General features: G+C 70.3%; 2 protein-coding genes. One reads left to right on the top strand and one right to left on the bottom strand.

Annotated elements, in window-relative coordinates; translation table 11 throughout:
- The first annotated feature begins 10 nt into the window (after window positions 1–10).
- Window positions 11–157, top strand: a complete 147-nt coding sequence (locus tag VF468_06040) for a LuxR C-terminal-related transcriptional regulator (protein ID HEX5877870.1) — start codon at window positions 11–13, stop codon at window positions 155–157.
- Here VF468_06040 and VF468_06045 read toward each other — a convergent pair.
- Entirely contained in the window at window positions 144–3,845 is a 3,702-nt protein-coding gene (locus VF468_06045) for a PKD domain-containing protein (GenBank protein HEX5877871.1), read from the bottom strand. The two genes, VF468_06040 and VF468_06045, sit on opposite strands and share 14 nt — an antisense overlap.
- Window positions 3,846–4,056: the final 211 nt, after the last annotated feature.

Below are 4,056 nucleotides of genomic sequence, written 5' to 3' on the forward strand. Positions count from 1 at the left end.
CAACGGCCAGATCGCCGAGGCCTTGTTCATCAGCCGCAAGACGGCCAGCGTCCACGTCAGCAACATCCTGGCCAAGCTGGGCGTGCACACCAGGACCGAGGCGGCGGCCGCGGCCCACCGCCTCGGTCTGGACGACGCCCCGGCTAGGTGGCCGTGACCGTCACCGTCCGGGTCGTGCTGGCCGACCTGCCCCAGCCGTCGGTGACGGTGAGGGTCACCGTGTAGGTGCCGGCCGCCGGGAAGGTGTGCGAGCTCGCCGAGCTGGTGCTGCTCGTCCCGTCACCGAAGCTCCACAGGTAGCTGAAGGTGTCGCCGGTGTTGGGGTCGGCCGACCCCACGCCGCTGATGTTGCAGACCAGCCCGGCGCAGGCCGGCGGGTTGATCACCGGGGTCGGGGCGACGTTGCCGGCCGGCTCGGTGATGGTCACCGTGCGGGTGGTGGTGCCGGTCAGGCCGTACTCGTCGCGCACGGTCAGGGTCACCGTGTAGGTGTTGGCGCTGGTGTAGGTGTGGCTCGGCACCGGGCCCGACCCGGTCCGGCCGTTGCCGAAGTTCCACGAGTAGGTGAGCGTGGGCGCGTTCTCGTCGGTCGAGCCCCGGCCGTCGAAGCCGCACACGTTCTGGGCGCAGGAGACGGTGAAGCTGGCCGTCGGGGCGACGTTGCCGGCCGGGGCCGACACCGTCACGTTCACCTGGCGGGGGATCGGCTGGACCTGGCCGTAGGCGTCGACCGCGCGCGTCCGCACCGAGTAGGCCCCCGACGGGATCACCGGCGTGGTGTAGGAGTAGTTCGACCCCGGGGTGCCGGGGCTGTTGAGGAAGGCCGACCGCCAGCTCTCGCTGGTGCTGGTGAAGCTGCCGCTGGAGCTCATGTACTGGCCGGCGCTGTTGACGATCGCGACCTGGACCGAGCCCATGGCGGTGTCGTCCTCGGCCCGGCCGCTGACGAAGATCCGCGCCTCGGTGAAGGCGGTGCCCTCGGTCGGGGAGGCCAGGTTCTCGTTCAGCCACGGGTCGAGGTCGCCGGGGTAGACCAGGTACCTGGCCGTTGCCCCCGAGGTCGAGGTGTCCTGCTGGCCGGCCGTGTCGATGGCGAACGCGGTCACGGCGAACTCACCCTTGGTCGGCAGGTCGACCGCGAGCGTGAAGGACGTGGTGGTGCCGTCGGGCGTGCCCAGGCTGGCCGGGAGGGTGGCGAAGGCGGCCGCCATGGTGCCGTTGGGCTGCACGTAGCGGCCCGTGTCCTGGTCCTCCAGGGCGATCCGGACGGCGGCCACGCCCTTGTCGTCGGTGGCGGTGCCGGTCAGGTCCAGGTGGAGCGTCTCGATGCTCGAGTCGGTGCCGGTGAAGGTCAGCCGGCCGTCGGGGAACGCGTCCCCGGCCACCTGGGCGTTGATGGTGAGGCGGCCCTGGTTGGTCGACGAGGTGGTCAGGCCGATCTCGTCGGTGGCCCGGACGCTGAATGAGTACTGGCCCGGGGTCAGGTTGAACGGCGTCTGGTAGCTCCAGTTGTAGCTGGTGGCGTTGATGCTGTTCGTGTTGAGCCGGTACCAGTCCTGGACCACGTCGGTGCCCCAGGTCCCGTCGGAGGCCAGCTGCTCCCGGGTGGTGTTGTTGCGCAGCGAGATCTCGACGCTGACCAGGTCGTCGGTGTCGTTGGCGGTGCCGCTGAAGGTCAGCCGCCCGCCCGGGGTCACCGTGTAGGTGGGCGCCGCGGTCGGCGGCGTCATCGGCGCCGGGGCGTTGATCGCCACCGCCGGCGCCACCCCGGTGGAGGTGATCAGCCAGTCGCGGGTCGCGCTGCGGAGGTCCGACTGGCCGGCGTTGTCGATGGCCGTGGCCGACATGCGCCACTCGCCCTCGTGCGGCAGGGTCACCTCGTACTGCCAGGTGGCCGAGGTCGCGCCGACCACGTCGGGGGTGCCCCGGAAGGTGTTGAAGTTGGACGAGACCGACCCGTCCTCCTGCAGGTACTGGTTGCTCGCGTTGCGGAACCAGAAGGTGAGGGCGTTGACCCCCTTGTCGTCGCTGGCCGTCCCGGTGGCGGTGAAGGTGGTGCTGGCCAGCACGCTGCCGCTGGGCCCGTTGATGCTGGTCGTCGGGGTCTGGTCGTCGATGCCGAAGGACTCGATCTTCTTGATCGCCTTGGAGGGATCGCTGCTGCCGCCGACGGCGAAGGTCTTGGCCATCACCTGCAGCTCACGGTTGCCGGTGATGGTGACCGGCAGCGACCAGGCGGTCGAGGCCGCGTTCGGGGTGTCGAGCGACGCGTAGATGTTGTTCACGCCCCCCCAGGTGGTCAGGTTGTCCTGGAGGTACTGCTTGGTGTTGCGGTCCTGGATCTCGACCTGGACCCGGCGCACCTGGCCGCCGGTCGCGGTGGCGCGGCCCTGGATGGTGAACTGGACGCCGGACTGGACCACCCGGCCCTCGATCGGGGTGGTGATGGTGGTGTCGACCGCCGTGGCCGCGGGGGCGGTGTTGAAGTCGTAGAAGGCGACCCGTCCGGTCAGCTTGCCGCCCTGGTACTGGCCGTCGCCGCCGACGAACAGGCCGCGGGGGGTGGCCTCCATGGCCTTGTTGCCCTCGAAGCTGTTGGAGCCGGGGTTCCACTCCAGCGCCTTGCCGTCGGCCGGGTTGAGGGCGCCGATGTGGTCGCGTCGGACCACCGCGTCGCCGAGGCCGTAGCCGGCCAGGCCCTGCCCGGTGCCGTAGCCAACGTTGTCCAGGCCGGGCCAGGGGTCAGGGGCGGTGGGCGACTCCTGGAAGCCGAAGTGGCCGCCGACGTACACCGCCCGCTCGGTGATGGCCACCGAGTAGACGCTGTCGAAGTGGCGCGAGACCCACAGCGGCTGGACGTTGTCGTTGCCGGCGACCGGGAACGCGATGGCGGTGTCGTTGATCGGCGGGCGGTCGCCGCCGGAGCCGCTGCCGACCACGAAGTACTGGTCGTTGGGGGCGATGTCGCCGGCGTAGACGCGCTGGATGCCGCCGACGAACTGGAGGTTGTCGTCCCACAGGCGGGTGCGCCAGGGGAGCAGCTGGTTGGTCTGGGTGCTGATCAGGCCGACGCCGTAGCGGTCCTGGTCGGCGATCTTGCGGCCGGTGTGGACGACCAGGAGCTTGGTGTCGTCGTGGGTCAGCTTGAGCTGCTGGACGGTGAGCAGGCCGTTGACGCCGATGCCGCCGGACATGTTGTTGACGAAGCCGGGGACGACCGCGCCGGTGGTGCCGTTGACCGCCACCAGGCCGACCCGGGCGGCGCCGTTCACGGTCTTGAAGTTTCCGCCCACGTACAGGGTGGTGTTGGTGGCGGCGAGGGCGGTGGCCTGGGCGCCGGCGTTGGCCGTGAAGCCGGCGACCGGGGCGCCGGTGGTCAGGTTGAGCGAGGCGATCTTGCGCTTGGTGACGCCGTTGACGGTGTTGAAGGAGCCGGCCACGTACAGCTTGGTGCCGTCCGGCGAGGCCTCCACCGCGTTCACGCCGCCGCCGCCGAAGGTGGGCCGGAACGAGGTGTCGATCAGCCCGGTGCTCCAGTTGTAGGAGGCCAGGAAGCGCTGGCTGACCGATGTCGTGTTGGTCGCGGTGTTGTTCCGCAGCGAGGTGAAGGTGCCCGCGATGAAGACGCGCTGGCCCACCACCTCGATGTCCCAGATCTCGCCGGTGCTGATCCGGGGGGTGTTGGTCCTTGGCGTGCTGGGCACCAGGCCCGTGTGCCCGGGAGCGGGCTGCGCCGCGTCCGCGGGCCTCGCCGCCACCAGGCCGGCGGCGAGGGTCGCGAGGACGATCGCCAACGCGGCGATGACGGCAAGGGATCGGGTGCTGCGGAGGCTGGCGCTTGGCACGTGGTCTCCCGGTGAACGGTCGGACTGCTGGCAGTTCAGCGGATGCTAGGCAGCACGCTGGACCTGGCAACCATGCATCGGACGTAGCCGGGGTCAGGCATCGGCGGGGGAGCATGCTTGCCCTGTCTGCTTATCTCCTCCTTATGCCGGTGGTTGCAGGCTCAACCGGATTTGGGCCGTTCGCGCCGCCGCGACTGGGAGGGCCGATGAA

The organism is Actinomycetota bacterium (assembly GCA_036280995.1).
GTDB lineage: Bacteria > Actinomycetota > CALGFH01 > CALGFH01 > CALGFH01 > CALGFH01.